The sequence below is a fragment of the Ruegeria sp. SAZD013 genome (genome assembly GCF_059612525.1).
Genome location: NZ_JBXWQT010000020.1, coordinates 503,939 through 521,279, shown reverse-complemented (window position 1 = coordinate 521,279; position 17,341 = coordinate 503,939). Strand labels below are relative to the sequence as shown.

The window sequence follows — 17,341 nt, the reverse complement described above, 5'->3', positions numbered from 1 at the left end:
CGTGATCTTTGACCAAGACGTCAAAGCCTGCGCGGCACTTGTGCAACGGGCTGATCCAGATCGTTTCCGCGCAGCGATGGCTGCACCGGTTGCAGACCGTGCAGTCCTGTTCCCAATTTACGCGCTGAACGTCGAAGTTGCCCGCGCACCCTGGGTGACGCAAGAACCGATGATCGCCGAGATGCGGCTGCAATGGTGGCGTGACGCGCTACAGGAAATTGCTGAAGGGGCAACCGTACGGCGGCACGAGGTGGTAACACCCTTGTCAAGGGTTCTTTCGCCCCATCTGGCTGGCGTTTTGGATGAATATGTGGCCGTAAGACGTTGGGATATATACCGTGATCCGTTCGAAGATCAGGAACACTTTGACGCCTATATCGATCACAGTACGGGTTCATTGTTTGTTGCATCCGCTCAGGCGCTGGGGGCAGCGGATGAACCAGCGATGCGTGACTTTGGATATGCGGTCGGGGTGGCGAACTGGCTGAGGGCTATTCCTGAACTGGAAAGACGCGGGCGGATACCGTTGCTGGACGGCACCTCTGAAGGGGTGCGTGCCTTGGCCGGGGCCGCATTGAATCGTCTGTATAAAGCCAGATCGCATAGGGCTGATATTTCGGTTGAGGCACGGTCGGCATTATATTCCGGGTGGTTGGCCGAACGGATATTGAAGCAAGCCATAGCCCGACCCGAACGTGTTGCCTCCGGTGCTCTGGTACCGGGAGAAATACAGCAGCGATTGTCCTTGATGTGGGCTGTGGGCAGCGGGCGCTGGTGATCAGGCCCGTTCCGGGTCGGCCGGTCGCAGAACCAGCCACAACAGGGCCCCGCCCGCCAGTGTCAGCAATGGGATCATTGCAAGGTTGACTGCTGTCCACCCTTCGACCGGGGACCCACCCGAGCAGTTCATCAATCCACCCGAAGCCAGCGAGGCCATAGTCACTCCGCCAAACACCAGCAAGTCGTTAAGACCCTGCATCCGGCCGCGTTCCTGCGGCTCATGCGATGCGGCCAGCATCGTGGTCGCGCCGATAAAGCCAAAGTTCCATCCAACACCCAGAAGAATGAGGGCAACGAAAAAGTTCCCCAATTCAACGCCCTGCAAGGCGACCAGGCCAGCGGTTGCAAGAATCGCCAGACCCAGCGCAACAATCCTTTCGATACCAAACCGGGCGATCAGGTGACCGGTGAAGAAACTGGGCACATACATGGCAAGCACGTGGCTGGTAACGATGTCCGCCGCGTCATTGGCCGAGTAACCACAACCAACCACGGCCAACGGTGTCGAGGTCATCACAAGGTTCATCAGCGCGTAAGATACCATGGCACATATGATGGCCACGGCGATGCGAGGTGTTTTCAGTAATTCCAGTCGCGACCGCCCCTTGGGCTCGGAGCCGGTGGGTTTTGCAGGCGTCGGGATGTCAAGAAAGAAGAACAGGGCGGACCCCAGAACATTGATCCCAATGACAGCCAGATAGGTGCCCAGAAAAGGGATGACATAGGCTTCGGATGTGAGTTTTACGATTTGCGGGCCAATGATGGCAGCCGCCAGTCCACCAGCCATGACATAGGAAATCGCTTTGGGGCGGTAATCGTCTGATGCGGTGTCTGCTGCTGCAAAGCGATAGAACCCGTGCGCGCTCATGTAGAAGCCTGTTAACAGGCTGCCGATAAGGAAGACGGGGAAAGAGCCAAGAAACAGGCCATAGGCCCCGATCAACCCGCCCAACGCACCGGATGTCGCGCCAACAAAGAACCCGACGCGACGCCCCCATTTTTGCATGATGGCCGAAATTGGCGTGGCCGCCAGCATCGATCCCAGAACAATCAGTGAAATGGGCAATGTCGCCAGGCAGGGATTGGTCGCCAGCGACTGACCGGCCAGCCCTCCGACGATGAACATCATTGGCATCTGCGCGCCCAGAATGGCCTGCGCCGCCACTAAGACAGCAACGTTGCGTTTGGCCTGACGGTCATTAGGAAGGGTCGAGATCATGGTCATGGCGGAATGGGTATCGGCTAAGTGTTTGCGGCACAACCCGGTTGCATCTGCGGCACATGCGCCTAACGTGCCAGTAACAACCGAGCAGGGGGACTACATGCCCGTTGGCCGCATCATCGAAACGCCGGGTTGTGTGGCGGAAGGGGCTGAATGGCTGGCCCGGAGGTGCCCACGCATGGCCTATGCCATGGAACAGATTGGCCCATTGCCGCTACGTCGCCGTCCTGACGGGTTCGCGCAGCTGCTGAGTGCCATTGTCAGCCAACAGGTCAGCGTGGCTTCGGCCATTGCAATATGGCAACGCCTGCAAGACGCCAAACTGACAGGTCCGCGTAAGATCATGTGGGCAACGGATGACGATCTGCGGGCCGTAGGGCTAAGCCGTCAGAAGATCCGATATGCAAAGGCGTTGGCAGAATCGTGTATAGATTACAAAGCGTTACGTGATGTTCCTGATGCGGAGGTTGTGACCACGCTGACGCAAGTGCCAGGCATCGGCGTATGGACTGCGGAAATATACGCCATGTTCTCGCTTGGTCGCGCTGACGTGATCGCCCCCGGCGACCTGGCGCTGCAAGAGGCCGCGCGCATCCTCTATGACCTGCCCAATCGCCCAACGGATAAAGAACTGCGCAAGATGGCCGAGGCCTGGTCGCCCTGGCGCTCGGTTGCGGCGCGGGTGCTGTGGGCCTATTACCGGGTTGCAAAGCAAAGAGAAGGGATCAGATGACACGGGTTTTGAATGCGCTCCGGAAAGAGCCTGTTTCGGCCGACACGCGCTCGGTTGTGGTGTTCGTGCATGGCTATGGCGCAAACGGTGCCGATCTGCTGGGTTTGGCCGACCCGCTGGGTGAACATCTGCCCGACACATTGTTCGTGGCCCCGGACGCGCCCGAGCAGATCCCCGGAATGCCGAATGGCTTTCAGTGGTTTCCGATTCCCTGGATTGACGGGTCGTCTGAGGAAGAAGCGCGCAGGGGCATGGAAATGGCGGTCGAGGACTTTAATGCCTTTCTGGATGCGCTGATGGTGGATGAAGATGTTCTGCCCGAACAGGTAGTCCTGTTTGGTTTCAGTCAGGGCACGATGATGAGCTTGTATGTCGCGCCCCGCCGCGAAGACCCCGTGGCCGGAATTGTCGCTTTCTCAGGCCGTTTGCTAGAGGCGGACCTTCTGGCAGACGAAACTGTCAGCCGGATGCCGGTATTGCTGGTGCATGGCGACGCCGACGACGTCGTCCCGCCGCAATCCTTGCCCGAAGCGGCAGAGGCCCTGCAATCCGCCGGTTTCAAAGAGGTCTACGCTCATGTCATGAAGGGCACCGGGCACGGCATCGCCCCGGACGGGCTGAGTGTGGCCCTGGCCTTCATGCGCGACAAGCTGAGCCTTTAGCCGGTAAGATTAAATCAGCAGAACACTGTCGTTTCGCATCGGATTAAGACCAAAGATGCGCTTCCGCAAACTCGACTGAGTTTCCGGCCGGGTCGCGCACGTACAAAGATCGTGCGCCTCCGGGCCAGTCAAATTCTGCGTCTACGGGGACATTCCAGTCCAGAAGGTGCTTGCGCATTACCGCGATTTCATCACGGGTCAGTACAAGACACACATGCCCGGCACCACGGGCGCCATGTGGCGGAACGGGCATGTCCGGGTCGAGGGGCGGCTGTTCCGTCTGTTCCGGGTTAAAGATCAGCAGGACCGATCCGCCAATTCGGTAAAACACGTGGCGGTCGGCGACACGCTGAATGCGTTTCAGGCCCAGTACTTCGCCGTAAAACTGTTCTGCTGCGTCCAGATCATCGACATAAAGCGACGCTTCCAGAATCGCCGAAGGGGCCGGTATTCCGGGAGTTAGTTTCATGACTCAAGTTTAGCAGATCAGGGCAGGGTATGTCACCGGCGCGGTCGACGGTCGCGTTTTCGTTGCGGTGTGGTGTTCAGGGATGGCATGGGCAGGCTGTCCCACTGGCCCGGTTCCAGATCGTCCAGAGTCCAGTCTCCGATTCGATAACGGATCAGGCGCAGGGTCGGCAGGCCCACGGCGGCCGTCATTCGACGCACCTGACGGTTTTTGCCCTCGCGTATGGACAGTTCTATCCAACTGTCTGGAACTGTCTCGCGTTCGCGGATTGGTGGGGTGCGGGGCCACAGGTTGTCTGGCTCGTCGATCTGGCGCACCTTCGCCGGACGGGTCAGGCCGTCTTTCAACTCGACGCCGTTTCGCAGCGCTTTCAGGGCGGTTTCGTCCGGGATGCCTTCGACCTGAACCCAATAGGTTTTTGCCATCTTGTGCTTGGGATCCGATATCTGCGCCTGCAACTTGCCGTGGTCAGTCAGCAGCATCAAACCTTCGCTGTCACGATCCAACCGACCGGCGGGATAAACCCCGGGCAGATCGATGAAATCGGACAGTGTACTGCGCGGAGTATCCCCATTGTCGCGGTCGGTGAACTGCGGCAGCACATCATAAGGTTTGTTGAAGCGAATGAACCAGGACATGACCCGCGCATACCCCGAAGAGTGCGTCCCGCGCAAGCTGTGGATAACTGTCATGCGCCTGTTACGGATTCGCATTACCCAGTTTGCGACATATTGTGGAAAATCAGGGCTTGTCAGAGTATTAACACGATATATAGTTATACTAAGGCCGGGGCGGGTGTTCCCCGCTCTGATGTCAAAAACGGGCAGAGCAGAGCGAGGAGCGATTCTGATATGGACGGAGACTTCAGGACCGAATTTGTCAGGGAGCCTGGTGCGCTGAAGCATCATCCGGCATTGGTTTTGAACGCCGATTATCGCCCCCTGTCTTATTACCCGTTGTCCCTGTGGCCCTGGCAGGAAGCGATCAAGGCCGCCTGGCTGGATCGCGTCGACATCGTGGCCGAATACGACGAAGTGGTTCGCAGCCCAAGTACTCAGATCCGAATACCTTCGGTCGTTGTTCTGAAAGACTATGTAAAACCCAGAAAGCGCGTGGCCTTCACGCGCTTTAATTTATTTCTGAGGGACGAGTTCCGGTGCCAGTACTGTGGCAGCCGCGGTGATTTGACCTTTGATCATGTGGTGCCACGCGCCGCCGGTGGGGTGACCAGTTGGCAGAACGTTGTGGCGGCGTGCAGCCCGTGCAACCTGCGCAAAGGGTCGAAATCGCTGCGTCAGGCAGGAATGAGCCTGCGAAAGCCGCCCCGTCAGCCTGACGCCGAAGCACTGCGCAATGTTGGTCGGAAGTTTCCGCCCAATCACTTACACGAAAGCTGGATCGATTTTCTGTATTGGGATGCTGAGCTGGACGAATTCTAGGCCTTGCTTGCGCGCCACGCCGCGAGCCAGATCAGTACCAGAACAGCCGAGGCAATGGCATTCCATCCGGCCATCGAGATATTGAACATTTCCCACGGGATATCGTCGCAGCGAACCAAAGGCGCTGACATAATCTGGTCGAACAGGTCGTCATTCGACATCCCACTGATGCTGCCGGATGTGCAACTGGTCGGACCTTCCCACCATCCTTGTTCAACGCCGGCGTGGTAAAACCCAATACCCGAAGTGACAGCCGCTGCCATCGCGCCACATAGTGGCAGGATGCTCAGTCTTGGCAAGGCCAGCGCCAAAACGCCAATCGCGATTGCGACCCCATGCGGGTAGCGCTGCCAGATACACATTTTACAGGGGGCAAGGCCGCCCAGATATTGAAAGCCAAAAGCTGCCAGCAGAAGGGCCAGGGACCCAAGACTTGCCAGTGCGATAAGTTGTGAACGTCTCGTCATAGGTATTTCACCACCAGGAAGCCGCCGAACAGGAGGACGATGAACAAGGTGAACATCAGCCCCAAGCGTTTTTCAATAAATTCACGGATCGGCTCGCCAAAGCCCCAAAGCAGGGCCGCAACAAGGAAGAATCTGAGCGCACGTGCCAGTATCGACGTTGCGATGAATGTCCCAAGCGGCATTCCTGTCCAGCCGGACATGATGGTGATGACCTTGTACGGGAAAGGCGTCACTCCGGCGGCCAGGACCGCCCAGAACCCGAAATCGTTGAAGCGTGTGTTGAATTCTTCCATCGCATGGGCCTTGCCCATGGATTCAAGAATGGGCTGCCCCAGACTTTCATAGAAAAACGCACCAATCGCATAGCCCAGCATCCCGCCCAGAACCGAAGCCACCAGAGCAACAGTTGCAATCAGCCAGGCGCGCGACGGGCGCGCCAGGATCATCGGAATCATCAGAACGTCGGGGGGAATCGGAAAGAACGAACTTTCGACAAAGGCCACAACAGCCAGCGCCCACAGCGCATGAGGGTGTTCCGCCAGACGAATTGTCCAGTCATAAAGTGATCGCAACATTAAGCACTCAAATCCCGTTCTCGGCCCCGGAAAGCCAAACCACGCACCTGACGGCCCGTCAACCATCGCGGTCGAAACAAATGGATTATTGGATGATTTTTGCCTCTGGACCTTCCCTCGGATGGGCGCTAATCCAGTGTCCGTGGCCCAAGTGGCGGAATGGTAGACGCAGGGGATTCAAAATCCCCCGGTAGTGATACCGTGCCGGTTCGAGTCCGGCCTTGGGTACCAAAGTAAAAACAGGGGGTTAGGGGAACCTGCTTCCTGTTTTTTCTTTTCGGGCTTATTGCGTGCTCGCACACTTAATTCTTACTTTTCGATCTGGTCTGGTTCCCTTCAGTCCTCTGGTATCAAATTCTCCCTGCGAAAGGGCACCGTATACGTCCTGTTGTCGAACCGACCTGAACAAAAAAGGACAGTAAAGTTCCGGAAGACTGATCGGGCGGGATTTCCTGTGTGCCAGAGGGGAAAATTCAAAACTTACGCTCATATATGCGGAATGGAGCTAGTCAGGCTGGCGCTGGCCTTGACATTGAATGTATCTGGATGAACCCTCAAGGGGGTTGGGAGAAACTGGAAAATTCAACAGGTTGCATCTGCTGTGAAGCGGGCCGATTTTTTTATCGGCACGGATTCATGAGCAGGGTGATTGATTTGAATTCCAACTGCCAGACAAAAAATGTGGGAGTTCTGAAATGAAAAACAGCAGCAAATTGAGCCTCGGCGCGTTTGTAACCGCAACCATGTTGGCTCCGGCGGCCTATGCCGAAGAGTTCATTACAATTGGTACCGGCGGCGTGACCGGTGTTTATTATCCGACAGGTGGCGCGATCTGCCGTCTGGTGAACAAGGGTCGGAAAGAACACGGTGTGCGCTGCTCGGTCGAATCGACCGGTGGCTCGGTCTACAACATCAACACCATTCGCGAAGGCGAGCTGGAATTCGGTGTTGCCCAGTCCGACTGGCAGTATCACGCGTATAACGGCACCTCGAAATTTGAAGAGGCAGGTCCCTTCGAAAAGCTACGTGCGGTGTTCTCGGTCCACCCCGAGCCCTTCACCGTTGTGGCCCGCGCGGATGCCGGTATTTCCAGCTTTGAAGACCTCAAGGGCAAGCGCGTGAACATCGGTAACCCGGGTTCTGGCCAACGTGGCACCATGGATGTGGTTCTGGAAGCGTTGGGCTGGACCGTCGATGATTTCGAATTGGCGTCCGAGCTGAAAGCGGCTGAGCAGTCGGCTGCGCTTTGTGACAACCAACTGGATGCGATGATTTACACCGTGGGTCACCCGTCGGGTTCGATTCAGGAAGCTACGACAGCCTGCGATTCTGTTCTAGTGAACGTCACCGGTGATGCGATTCAGGGTCTGATCGACAACAACTCATACTACCGCACTGCGACTATCCCGGGTGGCATGTACCGGGGTTCGGACAATGACACCACCACCTTTGGCGTGGGCGCGACCTTCGTGACTTCGGCGGATGTGTCGGACGATGCTGTCTATGCGGTTGTAAGCTCGGTCTTTGAGAACTTCGAAGACTTCAAAAAGCTGCACCCGGCATTTGCAAATCTCAAGCCCGAGGAGATGATTTCGGACGGCCTGTCCGCTCCGCTGCATCCGGGCGCCGAAAAGTACTACAAAGAAAAAGGCTGGATTCAGTAAGCCAGACTTTACACGGGGCGTCCTTTTGCGGCGCCCCGGTTCACATCCGGGATAAATCGGGGACAAGAGGGCCAAAGAATCCAAGGCCGCAGGACGGGGAGATTTCACATGAGTTCCGATACACAGGGCAATCGCCCACTCTCGGAGGAAGAGCTTCAGGACCTTGTCGCCTCATCCGATGCAGGGGCGCGAAATCCCGCTGGAAACGTGGGGCTGTTTCTGGCGATTGTTGCCGTTTTGTGGTCGGTATATCAGATTGTTCTGGCCTCTCCCTTGTCGAATTACCTGCTGCCCGGAAGCGTGGTGAATAATTCACGCCAGATCCATCTGGCCTTTGCGATCTTTCTGGCGTTTGCGGCCTATCCGGCGCTGAAATCCAGCCCGCGCAATTATGTCCCTGTTCAGGACTGGGTCATGGGCGTTTTGGGCGCGGGTATCGCGCTGTACGGCTACATCTTCTATGAGAAACTGGTCAATAATGGCCTGCTGGCCGATGACATCGACAAATGGGTGGCTTTGTTGGGGCTGCTGTTGCTGTTTGAGGCCGCGCGCCGCGCACTTGGTCCGGCAATGGCGATCATAGCCACGGTTTTCCTGGCCTATGTGTTCTTTGGATCGTCTTCCTGGGTCCCCGAAGTGATCCAGTGGAAAGGTGCGAGCCTGAAAAAGGCCATGAGCCATATGTGGATCACGTCCGAAGGCGTGTTTGGCATCGCGCTGGGTGTTTCTACGAAATTCGTATTCCTGTTCGTGCTGTTTGGCGCGCTACTCGATAAGGCTGGGGCAGGGAACTACTTCATAAAAATGGCCTTTGGCGCCCTGGGTCACCTGCGAGGCGGCCCTGCCAAGGCGGCCGTTGTGGGGTCTGCGGCAACTGGCCTGATCTCGGGTTCGTCGATTGCCAACGTTGTTACCACCGGTACGTTCACCATTCCGTTGATGAAGCGCGTTGGCTTTTCCAGCGAACAGGCGGGGTCGGTCGAAGTTGCAAGTTCCGTGAACGGTCAGATCATGCCGCCTGTAATGGGTGCTGCGGCGTTCCTGATGGTGGAATATGTGGGCATCTCATATGTCGAGGTGATCACCCACGCCTTCCTGCCAGCGGCGATTTCTTACATCGCACTGGTCTATATTGTGCATTTGGAAGCGGTGAAGCGGAACATGCCAACCTTGGGTGACCGAGACGTGCATCTGGCGCGAACCGTTGTGGGTATGCTGGCCTTCTTCCTGGTGTTTGCTGGGCTTTGCTATGGCTCGCAATTCCCGGTTGATGCTGTAACAAGCTGGATTCCGTCCGCGGCGGGCTTTGTGCTGAGCCTGATCGTCTGCGCGGTTTACGTCGGATTGCTTTTTCTGGCGGCACAAGTGCCGGACCTTGAGCCTGACGATCCGAATGCAAAGGAAGTCACGCTGCCGGTTGTCGCAGATATCTACAAGGCAGGTTTGCACCACCTGCTGCCGATCGTCGTTCTGGTTTACTTCCTGATGATCGAACAAAAATCACCGGGGCTGTCGGCCTTCTGGGCAACCGCATTGCTGTTCGTAATCCTGCTGACGCAGAAACCGCTCAAGGCGCTTTTCCGGGGGCAGAGCAATTTAATCAGTACCTTCGTCGACGGTGTCGCTGACCTGTGGCAAGGTCTGATTGACGGCGCGCGGAACATGATCGGTATCGCACTGGCAACTGCAACTGCGGGCGTGATCGTGGGTACCGTGACCTTGACGGGTGTTGGTCAGGTTATGGCTGATCTGGTCGAGTTCCTGTCGGGCGGCAATCTTATCCTGATGCTGATCATGGTTGGCCTGCTGAGCCTGATTCTGGGCATGGGCCTGCCGACCACGGCGAATTATATCGTTGTCAGCTCGTTGATGGCCGGAGTGGTCGTTGAACTGGGGGCGCAGAGCGGACTTATCGTGCCGTTGATTGCCGTGCACCTGTTCGTCTTCTACTTCGGGATCATGGCGGATGTGACGCCACCGGTGGGTCTGGCCAGTTTCGCCGCTGCCGCTGTATCAGGCGGTGATGCAATCAAAACCGGCTTCACAGCATTCTTCTACAGCCTGCGCACCGTGGCACTGCCTTTTGTGTTCATCTTCAACACCGATCTTCTGTTGATTGACGTAACATGGTTCGAAGGAATTACGGTGGCAATTTTCGCGACCATAGCGATTCTGGTCTTCACGGCGGGCACGATGGGGTATTTCCTGGCCCGCAGCCGTATATATGAAAGTGTTGCCCTGGTTCTGGTGGCGTTTGCCCTGTTCCGACCAGACTTTTTCATGGATCGTATCTCGCCTCCGTTCGAATCGGTTGAACCCGCTGCATTTGAAGAGACCATTGGTCAGACACCGCCGGGAACGGATGTCCGCCTAGTGGTCGCAGGCCCCGATTACGATACGCTTGAAATGGTGGACACAACCGTTGTTGTCACTGTGGGCGACGAGGAAGGGGGGGCCGCACGGGTCGAGGCGATGGGCCTGCTGCTGTTTCCCGAGGACGGGCTGGTCAAGCTTGACGAGCCGCTGTTCGGCGCGCCGGTGGCCGACGATCTGGCCATCTTTGACTACTATGGCGATGAACCCGTACGCCTGACGTCGGTCAGCTTGCCGTCCGACCAGCTGCCCAAGCAGCTGGTGTATATCCCAGCGATGATCCTCTTGGGTCTTATCGCGTTCCTGCAACGCGGCCGTGCCGCCAGACAAGGGGTGCCCGCATGACACGTTCTGTTCTGTGTGCCATTGATATCAGCAATGGCGAGATTGATGCTCCGGTCCTGCAAAAAGCCGCTGCTTTGGCGGATCTGGAAGGGGCACAGTTGGATGTCGTGACTGTGCTGCCCGATTTCGGGGAAAGCTGGGTGTCCGGGTTTTTTGAATCAGGTTTTCACGACAAGGCGTTGGCCGAGGCGCGAGCCAAACTGACGGCGCTGTGCATTTCGGCATTGGGGGCAGAGCGCAATGAGAGCATCCGCCATGTAGTCGCGACAGGCACAGCCTATCAGGAGATCCTGAAAACCGCCGAAAGTGCCGGTTCCGACCTGATTGTGATCGGCGCGCATAGGCCGGATTTCAAAGACTATCTGCTTGGTCCGAATGCAGCGCGTGTGGTGCGGCATTCCAACGTCTCAGTTTATGTGGTTCGCTGACTGATTTTCCAGCGCGCAAAAGATCGCGTCGCCGGTCGTAGAGAAAAGTCGGGTTGGTTCAGTAACCTGTCATCTCAAGATAGCCAACGCCTTTATGGCTGCCGTTTACGGTGACAGGGCCTTCCCAGTATTCGAAACTGGTACCCATCCACGCATCAGGTGTCAGGGCTGAGACCTGAATATCTATGCCCCGATCCGCTAGGTCGACTTGCCAGTGTGTCGGGATATTGCGTCCGGCAACCTCGTCGGTACTCAGCGGCAAAAGGCCGATTGTACCGTTGGGGATGGCCTCAGTACTGCCGTCAGAATTGATCCAGGTGGCCGAGGTGAAATCGCCTCGATCCCCGCGCAGGCGAAAAGCCATCAGCTTATCGCCTCCCTCAAAACTGAGCGAGAACCAATCCCAGCCCCTCTGATCCGCCGCCAAGGGTTGTGAGGACCATTCCCGATCCAGCCACCCCTGACCGGTTACCTGCACCTCGCCATCCGGCAAATGCAGCACGCCTTCGACTGTGTAAAAGGGCTGCGAGTAATAGTAACTTGCCTGTCTATCGGCGGATTTAACCGAATAGCCCGCGTCGCCGTGAAATACCAATGGCCCTTGCGCAGTCAGTGAAAGATCATAGCCGAATTCATCACCATTGGCCGTCAGTGACAGGCTGTCCAAATCCGATCCGGCCATGCGCCATTCATCAATCCAGGCCTCAAACGGTTGTGCGGTTACACCGGCCTGGCCAATCCCCCCGCGTGACAATCGCTCGGTAAAAAAATGATCCTTGGGGGTCGTGACAGCAGCATGACCCATCCAAAGTTGCGGACTTTGCCACCCGTCGCTGTCATAGGGTTTCAGGGCTGACCGGAACAGGGTCCATTGAATGCCATAGTCCAGGCCGTCGTCCCCTTGGAGATTGGCGGTCAGATACCACCATTCGATGCGGTAGGCCGGGTGGGGGCCGTGATCCTTTGGGAAATCAAATTCAAACCCGGCTGCCGGCACTTCAAAACCTTCAGCGGTTCCGCCTAGACCTGCATAGCCCTGCGCCCAAAGCGGTATCGGGTAGAGCCACATAAGCAGGATTAGTAGGGTCCTAACGTTCATTGGCGAACACTTTCAGCAGATCGGCGGGTGGCAGGCGCAGCATCCGTAGCGCGGGCAGGGCGGCGGCAAGCAGGGCAGCAAGAAGGGTCAGTAGAAACAGCCACAGCCAATCCCAGGGGAAGACGAACATCGGCAGGCGCCAACCAAAAGCCTGAACGTTGATCACCGTCAGCAGAACCCATGCCAGAACAAGCCCAAGTGGCAACGCCAGACAGGCGGTCAATGCCGCCAGCAATAGGCTGCGCAACAGTTCCAGCCCTGCAAGTTGCGCCCTGTTCAGCCCCAGCGCCCAGACCGGTGCGATCTGTGGCAGGCGCTGGGTCCACAGGGTCAGCAGACTGGTGAGAATGGCAAATCCCGCCACGCCGAGGGTCAGCACATTCAAGGCCGAGGTCACGACAAAAGTCTTCTCAAATATCGACAGCGACTGCGCCTTCATTGCAGCTTGCTGTACGACAGCCTGACGTGGAAGGTTGAACCGTTCCCTTAAGGTTTGCGCCATTTCGGTTGCGTTTTCGGGGTTTAGACGAATGCCAAAGCGGCGGGCCTCCGTACCCGGAGCGATCCGGTTCAGTTGGTCCATCGAGACCATGGCTTGCCCGGTCGGATTCCCATAATCCGAATAGACCCCGGCGATGGTCAGGATGTGGTCCGGCGATAAGGCCAAAGCACCGCCGGGCCAGAGATCGGCACGTCGCGCCAGTTGCTCGTTGATCAGAACCGCACGTCCGGCCATGACGTCATCCCATGCATTCGGGCTTGAGGTGATCACTGGCCAGTTCTGCCGATAGACCGGATCATCTACTACACCGTAAAGAAACAAAGGCCCCGTCTCGTGCGACAATTCCACATTTCGGATTGGCAGAATAGCTTCGACCTGAGGGCGCAGCCAGTCGGTAATCTCCTGCCCCTGATCGTCGTCGCTGGCAGTCAGGTAGAGTTCTGACGTCAGGCGCTGGTCAAGCCACCCGACGAATGTCAGCCGGAAGCTGGACACCATCGTGCCTACGCCGACATTCGCTGCCAAAGCCAGTAACAGGGCCATCAGGGCAAGTGACAACCCGGGCAGTTGTGCCCGCATATCTGCCCAGACCCATTGCGTAACAGGGCCCCGCGCCGCGCGGGCGCAGAGTGAAAGCATTACAGACAAAAGCGCAGGCAGCAGCAGCGCTGCACCGGTCAGCAAGCCAGCCAACAGGGCAAACCCGGCGATCAGCCCCCCGAAACTGACATAAGCCAAAACGCCACCCAGGATCATGACCAATCCCAATGCCGCTGCAAGATGGCGCGCGCGGGGGTCGCCCCGCCACGCTTGAACGCCCGGACTTGCCAGCAGGGGCATGCGCGACAGGCGCCATAATGCGTGGCCGCTGGCCAGCAATGTGCCGAAGACTGCCATGGCGATCCCTGCCAAAACCCACTGCAATTGCAGCGTCAGTTGCCCTGTTACTGGTGCGTCGTAAAGGCCACGCAACGTGGCCGCGACATCGGGTAGAAGTGCTCCGGCCAGAAAGAAGCCCAAAAGCAACCCGACGAGCCCACCGATCAGGGCCAGAAAAGTCAGTTCAGCAAGGATCAGCCAGACCAGTAATCGCATCGAGACACCCAGTGCCCGCAGCGAACGGATGATGCCTCTGCGTTGTGCAAAGGCCAGCCCGACCGTGCCGTTCACGATAAAAAGGCCGACCGCAAAGGACAGCAATCCAAAGGCTGACAGGTTCAAATGAAAACTGTCGGTCAGCCGAGCAGTGTCGATCTTTTGTGAAGGGCTGATACGTTCCAGCTCAGGCGTGATCGTGGTTAGGGACTGAAGCCCGCGCGGCTGATCGGGCAGAATAATGAGCCGCGAGATTGCACCGGGCTGATTCAGAAGACGTTCGGCAACGCCGATATCCGTCAGGATCACATCCGGCGGCAGCGCAGAAGTACTGAGAACCGGGGGCAGAGTGTCCTGATCGCGCAACAAGGGCTCCAATTCTGTCGAAACCAGCAGGCGACCCGGAGCAGTCAATATGTCCGCCGGTTCGGGCGGCGCACCGCTTTGCTGGGCCTCGGTAATTGCGGGCAGGGCGGGATAGGCCACCATATCCACGCCCATCAAACGCAACGTACGTCCGGCGACCCGATAAGGGCCTTCCAGTACGGCGGCCACCTGCCACCCCGCGCGACGCAGGTCGACATAACGGGACATGGCGATGAAACCGGCTGGATCGTGCAATTCGTCAAACTGCCCAAGTGCCAGTTGGGCGTTGGCACGGGAATAGCTGGCGCGGGCCTCGGCATTGATGGCCTGTACAGCGGACCACAAACCAGTTGCCAGGGCGATACCGATCAGCAGCGTTGCCAGTTGCAACCAATGCACCCGCCAATGGGACAGCAGGGCCTGGACGACGGCCAATGTCATTGGATGCGCCCGCCGCTCAGGCGTAGGTGCGTGTCCAGACGGGCCGCGATTTGCGGGGAATGCGTCACCAGCAGCAAAGCTGCGCCAGTATCAGCCACAAGTGACAGCATCAGGTCCAGCACTTTGGCGCTGGCGGTTTCGTCAAGATTGCCTGTCGGCTCGTCCGCCAGCAACAGTTTCGGGCGCGCGGCCATGGCCCGTCCTATGGCCACCCGCTGCTGCTGGCCGCCCGACAAGCTTTCGGGGTAGCGGTCCAGCAGATCCGAAAGCCCAAGCCGGTCTGCCAATTGCCCGGACCATTGGGCATTTTCGGTACCTGCAAGGCGGGCATGAAAGGACAGGTTTTGCCCCACGGTCAGCGATGGGATCAGGTTGAACTGCTGGAACACAAGCGAAACCTTTCTGCGCCGCAACCCGGCCCGGCCCGCATCATCCAAAGGGGACAGGGGCGTGCCATCCAGCGTAATCTCGCCTCTGTCGAAACTGTCCAGGGCGGCGGCCAGATTCAGCAAGGTGCTCTTACCGCTGCCGCTTTCACCGGTCAGAGCAAGCGTTTGTCCCTGATCCAGTGTCAGAGACACGTCGCGCAAAACGGGCCGCCCGCCGGGATAAGTCTTTTGAACTCGGTCGATGATCAACAGCATGAAGCGCCCTTTTTGCACAGGATGTGCGCCGGACTTCCCAACTGTCCAGTGCAGACCTTTCACCGGTTCCTTTCGCCGCAGGCTACCTTATCCGGTGGCGGGGTTGTGCCTTGCGTTTTGAAAGGTCATTGTGCCCTGACAGTTCGTGGCCGAAAATCAGGGTGTAAATACATGACGTTGCTGCATCAGATCGTTTGGGGCAGTACCTTTCTGGGTATTTGCATCCTGATCGAGATTCTCTTTCTGACCTGGTGCACGATGTCCATTATCAAGATGGACAAAAAATGGGTCACACGCGGGGTGTTTGTGGCAACCGCGGGACCGATTGCCGTTGCCTTGGGCTTCATTATCGCAACGCACACCATTCAGGTCTGGATCTGGGCTATCGTCTGGGTGTTGCTAAATGTTCTGCCGGACTGGAACTCGGCCATCTATTTCTCGTTGGTGACGTTTACGACGCTCGGATACGGCGACATCGTTTTGGGTGAAGGGCTGCGCATTTTCGGCTCGTTTGCTTCGGTCACCGGGCTGTTGGCGTTTGGATTGTCGACCGCATATCTGGTCGCATTGATGACCCGCGTTTTTCAGGAGAAGTTCTTTTCCTAAAGGATCGGTGCAAACAACCGTGCCAGCGGCGCACCAAAGCGGATGTGGGCCGGTTGTTGACGCAACCTACGGGTCAATTCGAAACTGGTTTCGAAATCTTCTTGTAGCATCTGGTCGACGGCCTGTGCAGCCCGGGCATCAAAGAACAGCGCCATTGCTTCGAAGTTGAGGCGGAAGGATCGGTTGTCGAGGTTTGTTGTTCCAACAGCGGCCAGCGTATCGTCGACAACGAACGCCTTTTGATGCATGAACCCGCCGGTATAGCGGAATACGCGCACGCCACAGTCGCGGATTTCATCGAAATAGGCAAACGCGGCCAGCCATGGCAGGCGATGGTCGATCATGTCAGGAACAAGGATGCGCACATCCACACCGCGCATCGCGGCATGTTGCAGCGCTGTCATGACATCGATGTCGGGTACGAAGTAAGGCGACGCAATCCACAACCGTTCTTTTGCCTCGGCGATTGCTGCAAAAAACATCATGGCGCCAGTTTCGGTTTCGTCTCCGGGTCCGGTCGCGACCAGCAGGGCATTCATGTTCTGTTCGGATTCACTGCCCGCCCAGTCAAGTTCATCAATCAGGTCTTCGTTATGCGCCCAATGCCAATCTTCAGTGAAGATAAGCTGCAATTGCCGGACGACATGACCGGACATCATTATGTGAGTGTCGCGCCAATGACCGAAATGCGGATGTTTGCCCAGATATTCCTCGCCAACATTGTGGCCACCGATAAAGCCTGTCTCGCCATCGATAATGACAGTTTTACGATGGTTTCGGTAATTCAGCTGAAACCGGAAATTCGGGCCGCGTTGCTGACGCGGGTCGGCTACATCAATCCCGGCTTCACGCATGGTATCCAGATACGCGCGCGGCAATCCGTAACTGCCGACTGCATCGGTCATGAAACGGACGTGAACCCCACGCTTCGTCGCCTCGATCAGCTTGGATTGCAGTTTGCGGCCCAGTGCGTCGTCTCTGATGATGTAGAACTGAATGAGGATATAGTTCTTGGCCTTGTCGATGGCGTCGAAAATGGCGTCGAATGTGGCTTGCCCGTCAACCAGTAGCCGGGCACCGTTTCCGCTGGACACAGGAAGATGCGCCAGAAACTCGAACGGGCGCGGATTGATGGACATTGAGGAGGGATCGGGCCTTGAGTAATCGGCAAAGGTTTTGATCCCTTCAACAACCCGCTCACTTTTCTGGCGCGCGATGCGATATCCGTGAAAGCGATGGTGTCCCAGAAAAAGATACAACGGCACCGCTAGGAAAGGGGCTGAAACCAAAAAAACCACCCAACCAACGGCACCTTGCGGTGTCCGCGCGGTTTGTGCCGCTCGGATCGAAAACACAAATGCAGCCACGTACAACGTGAATACAAAGATAGATACCAGTGCTGTCCACATGGGGTCTTACATCTTTCGGGCC

Annotated in this window: 17 protein-coding genes and 1 tRNA gene; 9 read left to right on the top strand and 9 right to left on the bottom strand. The window is 57.4% G+C overall.

Features of this window, described 5'->3' with window-relative positions:
* Position 1 precedes the first annotated feature (1 nt).
* Positions 2-778: a squalene/phytoene synthase family protein gene (locus AC2FLU_RS08810; protein WP_496808801.1), complete on the top strand. Its 777-nt coding sequence runs from the start codon at positions 2-4 to the stop codon at positions 776-778.
* On the opposite strand, the gene AC2FLU_RS08805 is transcribed toward AC2FLU_RS08810, so the two are convergent.
* Entirely contained in the window at positions 779-2,005 is a 1,227-nt protein-coding gene (locus AC2FLU_RS08805) for an MFS transporter (RefSeq protein WP_496808780.1), read from the bottom strand.
* 97 nt (positions 2,006-2,102) lie between these two features.
* Here AC2FLU_RS08805 and AC2FLU_RS08800 point away from each other — a divergent pair, with 97 nt between their 5' ends.
* Complete coding sequence (locus AC2FLU_RS08800) at positions 2,103-2,735, top strand: DNA-3-methyladenine glycosylase family protein (protein WP_496811985.1); 633 nt, start codon at positions 2,103-2,105, stop codon at positions 2,733-2,735.
* A complete protein-coding gene (locus AC2FLU_RS08795) occupies positions 2,732-3,397 on the top strand; it encodes an alpha/beta hydrolase (RefSeq protein WP_480553585.1) in 666 nt (221 codons plus the stop codon). Before AC2FLU_RS08800 ends, AC2FLU_RS08795 begins: the two co-directional genes overlap by 4 nt.
* A gap of 43 nt (positions 3,398-3,440) precedes the next feature.
* Here AC2FLU_RS08795 and AC2FLU_RS08790 read toward each other — a convergent pair whose 3' ends face one another.
* Positions 3,441-3,866, bottom strand: coding sequence for a VOC family protein (locus tag AC2FLU_RS08790; RefSeq protein WP_480553583.1), 426 nt, complete (start codon positions 3,864-3,866; stop codon positions 3,441-3,443).
* 32 nt (positions 3,867-3,898) lie between these two features.
* Positions 3,899-4,504: an rRNA large subunit pseudouridine synthase E gene (locus AC2FLU_RS08785; RefSeq protein WP_496808781.1), complete on the bottom strand. Its 606-nt coding sequence runs from the start codon at positions 4,502-4,504 to the stop codon at positions 3,899-3,901.
* Positions 4,505-4,717: 213 nt separating this feature from the next.
* Here AC2FLU_RS08785 and AC2FLU_RS08780 point away from each other — a divergent pair, with 213 nt between their 5' ends.
* Positions 4,718-5,305, top strand: coding sequence for an HNH endonuclease (locus tag AC2FLU_RS08780; protein WP_209503840.1), 588 nt, complete (start codon positions 4,718-4,720; stop codon positions 5,303-5,305).
* Here AC2FLU_RS08780 and AC2FLU_RS08775 read toward each other — a convergent pair.
* Both AC2FLU_RS08775 and AC2FLU_RS08770 read right to left on the bottom strand, forming a co-directional pair.
* A complete protein-coding gene (locus AC2FLU_RS08775) occupies positions 5,302-5,772 on the bottom strand; it encodes a disulfide bond formation protein B (RefSeq protein ID WP_480472923.1) in 471 nt (156 codons plus the stop codon). The genes AC2FLU_RS08780 and AC2FLU_RS08775 overlap by 4 nt on opposite strands.
* Positions 5,769-6,347, bottom strand: a complete 579-nt coding sequence (locus tag AC2FLU_RS08770) for a YqaA family protein (protein ID WP_480472921.1) — start codon at positions 6,345-6,347, stop codon at positions 5,769-5,771. Before AC2FLU_RS08770 ends, AC2FLU_RS08775 begins: the two co-directional genes overlap by 4 nt.
* Before the next feature lie 145 nt (positions 6,348-6,492).
* Here AC2FLU_RS08770 and AC2FLU_RS08765 point away from each other — a divergent pair.
* From AC2FLU_RS08765 to AC2FLU_RS08750, 4 genes are all read left to right on the top strand, one after another.
* Positions 6,493-6,578, top strand: a tRNA-Leu gene (locus tag AC2FLU_RS08765).
* Between the two features lie 464 nt (positions 6,579-7,042).
* Positions 7,043-8,011: a TAXI family TRAP transporter solute-binding subunit gene (locus AC2FLU_RS08760; protein WP_496808782.1), complete on the top strand. Its 969-nt coding sequence runs from the start codon at positions 7,043-7,045 to the stop codon at positions 8,009-8,011.
* Positions 8,012-8,119: 108 nt separating this feature from the next.
* The gene (locus AC2FLU_RS08755; RefSeq protein ID WP_480553581.1) at positions 8,120-10,729 is read left to right on the top strand and encodes a TRAP transporter permease; all 2,610 of its coding nucleotides are present in this window, start codon (positions 8,120-8,122) and stop codon (positions 10,727-10,729) included.
* Complete coding sequence (locus tag AC2FLU_RS08750) at positions 10,726-11,157, top strand: universal stress protein (RefSeq protein ID WP_480472915.1); 432 nt, start codon at positions 10,726-10,728, stop codon at positions 11,155-11,157. The genes AC2FLU_RS08755 and AC2FLU_RS08750 overlap by 4 nt, the downstream gene beginning before the upstream one ends.
* 58 nt (positions 11,158-11,215) lie before the next feature.
* Here the strand turns inward: AC2FLU_RS08750 and AC2FLU_RS08745 are convergent, their stop codons facing one another.
* From AC2FLU_RS08745 to AC2FLU_RS08735, 3 genes are read right to left on the bottom strand one after another with little or no spacing between them, the layout of a single operon-like run.
* The gene (locus AC2FLU_RS08745; RefSeq protein WP_496714299.1) at positions 11,216-12,256 is read right to left on the bottom strand and encodes a lipocalin-like domain-containing protein; all 1,041 of its coding nucleotides are present in this window, start codon (positions 12,254-12,256) and stop codon (positions 11,216-11,218) included.
* On the bottom strand, positions 12,246-14,660 hold the full coding sequence (locus tag AC2FLU_RS08740) for an FtsX-like permease family protein (RefSeq protein ID WP_496714297.1): 2,415 nt from the start codon (positions 14,658-14,660) through the stop codon (positions 12,246-12,248). The genes AC2FLU_RS08745 and AC2FLU_RS08740 overlap by 11 nt, the downstream gene beginning before the upstream one ends.
* Positions 14,657-15,304: an ABC transporter ATP-binding protein gene (locus AC2FLU_RS08735; protein WP_480472909.1), complete on the bottom strand. Its 648-nt coding sequence runs from the start codon at positions 15,302-15,304 to the stop codon at positions 14,657-14,659. Before AC2FLU_RS08735 ends, AC2FLU_RS08740 begins: the two co-directional genes overlap by 4 nt.
* A 171-nt stretch (positions 15,305-15,475) precedes the next feature.
* Between AC2FLU_RS08735 and AC2FLU_RS08730 the strand changes: the two genes are divergently transcribed.
* Entirely contained in the window at positions 15,476-15,910 is a 435-nt protein-coding gene (locus AC2FLU_RS08730) for an ion channel (RefSeq protein ID WP_480472907.1), read from the top strand.
* Here the strand turns inward: AC2FLU_RS08730 and cls are convergent.
* On the bottom strand, positions 15,907-17,319 hold the full coding sequence (cls, locus tag AC2FLU_RS08725; protein ID WP_480472905.1) for a cardiolipin synthase: 1,413 nt from the start codon (positions 17,317-17,319) through the stop codon (positions 15,907-15,909). The two genes, AC2FLU_RS08730 and cls, sit on opposite strands and share 4 nt — an antisense overlap.
* Positions 17,320-17,341 lie beyond the last annotated feature (22 nt).

Excerpts from the sequence above, each read along its gene's own strand:
- AC2FLU_RS08805 (WP_496808780.1), bottom strand. The coding sequence starts at position 2,005 with ATGACCATGATCTCGACCCTTCCTAATGACCGTCAGGCCAAACGCAAC.
- AC2FLU_RS08785 (WP_496808781.1), bottom strand. The coding sequence starts at position 4,504 with ATGTCCTGGTTCATTCGCTTCAACAAACCTTATGATGTGCTGCCGCAG.
- AC2FLU_RS08730 (WP_480472907.1), top strand. The coding sequence starts at position 15,476 with ATGACGTTGCTGCATCAGATCGTTTGGGGCAGTACCTTTCTGGGTATT.
- AC2FLU_RS08745 (WP_496714299.1), bottom strand. The coding sequence starts at position 12,256 with ATGAACGTTAGGACCCTACTAATCCTGCTTATGTGGCTCTACCCGATA.
- AC2FLU_RS08800 (WP_496811985.1), top strand. The coding sequence starts at position 2,103 with ATGCCCGTTGGCCGCATCATCGAAACGCCGGGTTGTGTGGCGGAAGGG.
- AC2FLU_RS08780 (WP_209503840.1), top strand. The coding sequence starts at position 4,718 with ATGGACGGAGACTTCAGGACCGAATTTGTCAGGGAGCCTGGTGCGCTG.
- AC2FLU_RS08750 (WP_480472915.1), top strand. The coding sequence starts at position 10,726 with ATGACACGTTCTGTTCTGTGTGCCATTGATATCAGCAATGGCGAGATT.
- AC2FLU_RS08735 (WP_480472909.1), bottom strand. The coding sequence starts at position 15,304 with ATGCTGTTGATCATCGACCGAGTTCAAAAGACTTATCCCGGCGGGCGG.
- AC2FLU_RS08775 (WP_480472923.1), bottom strand. The coding sequence starts at position 5,772 with ATGACGAGACGTTCACAACTTATCGCACTGGCAAGTCTTGGGTCCCTG.
- AC2FLU_RS08790 (WP_480553583.1), bottom strand. The coding sequence starts at position 3,866 with ATGAAACTAACTCCCGGAATACCGGCCCCTTCGGCGATTCTGGAAGCG.
- AC2FLU_RS08795 (WP_480553585.1), top strand. The coding sequence starts at position 2,732 with ATGACACGGGTTTTGAATGCGCTCCGGAAAGAGCCTGTTTCGGCCGAC.
- AC2FLU_RS08760 (WP_496808782.1), top strand. The coding sequence starts at position 7,043 with ATGAAAAACAGCAGCAAATTGAGCCTCGGCGCGTTTGTAACCGCAACC.
- AC2FLU_RS08770 (WP_480472921.1), bottom strand. The coding sequence starts at position 6,347 with ATGTTGCGATCACTTTATGACTGGACAATTCGTCTGGCGGAACACCCT.
- cls (WP_480472905.1), bottom strand. The coding sequence starts at position 17,319 with ATGTGGACAGCACTGGTATCTATCTTTGTATTCACGTTGTACGTGGCT.
- AC2FLU_RS08755 (WP_480553581.1), top strand. The coding sequence starts at position 8,120 with ATGAGTTCCGATACACAGGGCAATCGCCCACTCTCGGAGGAAGAGCTT.
- AC2FLU_RS08740 (WP_496714297.1), bottom strand. The coding sequence starts at position 14,660 with ATGACATTGGCCGTCGTCCAGGCCCTGCTGTCCCATTGGCGGGTGCAT.